Below are 1938 nucleotides of genomic sequence, written 5' to 3' on the forward strand. Positions count from 1 at the left end.
GCCTCAGGAGATCAGATCAGCTACAATTTCCATGTTCGTCCAATACTTTCGGACAATTGTTTTGCCTGCCACGGACCGGATGAGAACAAGCGCGAATCGGGTCTTCGGCTGGACATGGCCGAGAGTGCCTATGCGGCGCTGAAAGAAAACCCGGGCGCCCACGCCATTGTGCCTGGCAAGCCTGCCGAATCCGAAGTCATCAAGCGTCTGGTATCCACCGACGCAGCCGAAATGATGCCACCACCGGAATCCAACCTCAAACTGAGTGAAGCCGAAAAGGAGATCATCCGTAAGTGGATCGATCAGGGTGCCGCCTACGAACCGCATTGGTCCTTTGTGCCGCCCGTAAAAGCGGCCCTTCCGGAACTATCCGATCCTTCCTGGACCCAAAACGAACTCGATTATTTTGTGGGCAGCCGATTGGAGCAGCGCGGCCTGACGCCCAATCAACCTGCGAATAAAATGCACCTACTTAAGCGCCTGAGCATCGACCTGACCGGGTTGCCTCCAAGCCTGGAGCTGATGCAAGCCTACCAGGCCGACGAGTCCCCGGAGGCTACCGAAAAAATCATCGACCGCCTCTTGGATAGCCCTGCCTTTGGCGAGCGCATGGCCGTGCTCTGGATGGATATCTCCCGGTATTCGGATAGCTACGGCTACCAGGACGACAACATCCGTACCCAGTGGCCCTACCGGGACTGGGTCATCCACGCCTTCAACAACAACATGCCCTACGACCGGTTCATCACCTGGCAACTTGCAGGAGACCTGCTGCCCGATGCGAACAAAGAGCAAATACTGGCCACCGCCTTTAACCGCAACCACAAGTACACGGAAGAGGGCGGCGTGATCCCCGAAGAATACCGGGTGGAATACAACGTAGACAAAACCAATACCTTCACCAAAGCCATCCTGGGCCTGACCGTGGAGTGCGCGCAGTGCCACGACCACAAATACGACCCCATCTCCCAGGAAAACTACTTTCAGCTATACGCCTTTTTTAACAACACCCCCGAAAAAGGGTACGAAGGAGACGTAAGCATTTCCAAGCCTGCCAAAAATCCGATCATGTGGATCGAAAAAGAGGACCTGCAGGGCGTACTTGATTTTGTCAACCACAAAGACACCAGCAATATCATGGTTTCGGTCATGGCCGACTTCAAGGACAGCCTGAGGCGCACCTACATTCTGGATCGGGGGCTCTACGACCAGCCCACCCGGGAGGTGCAGCCCTCCACCCCAGAAGCTATCTTTTCCTTTGACCAGAACACCTACAAACCGAACAGACTGGGTCTGGCCGAATGGACCTTTGCCGAGGACAATCCCCTCACCGCACGGGTCTTTGTCAACCTGATCTGGCAAGAGCTTTTCGGGGCAGGGATCGTGCGCTCGGCCGGAGACTTCGGCATGCAGGGAGACCTACCCACCCATCCCCAATTGCTGGACTGGCTGGCGGTCGATTTTCAGCAGAGCGGCTGGGACATCAAGCAGCTGATCAAAACGATTGTCAGCTCGGCCACCTACCAGCAGTCGGCCGAAGTAGACAAAAAGAAACAGGAAAAAGATCCGGATAATTTCTATCTGGCCCGTGCTCCCCGTATCCGCATGAACGCCGAGCACATCCGGGACATGGTCCTGTTTAGCAGCGGGCTGATGGTAGAGGAACTGGGCGGTCCCAGCGTGAAGCCTTACCAGCCGGAAGGGCTCTGGGAAGCCTCCACCTCTGGCCGGGGAGAATTGGCCGAATACCGGCAGGATGCCGGCAATTCCCTGTACCGCCGGGGACTGTACACCTTTATTAAATTAACCTCACCTCCGCCCAAACCCATCATCTTCGATGGAAGTAACCGGGACGTATGCGAAGTGACGCGAAACCGCACCAATACCCCCCTGCAGGCGCTGGCCATGCTCAACGATCCCCTGGTACTGGAAGCCTCT

Annotated in this window: 1 protein-coding gene; it reads left to right on the plus strand. The window is 56.3% G+C overall.

All coding sequences use genetic code 11. The features are described from left to right. A partial coding sequence (locus GCU44_RS22760) for a PSD1 and planctomycete cytochrome C domain-containing protein (protein ID WP_262885343.1) occupies positions 1–1938 on the plus strand: 1938 nt, incomplete at both ends.

The sequence above is a fragment of the Cyclobacterium xiamenense genome, assembly GCF_009467825.1.
GTDB classification, from domain to species: domain Bacteria; phylum Bacteroidota; class Bacteroidia; order Cytophagales; family Cyclobacteriaceae; genus Cyclobacterium; species Cyclobacterium xiamenense.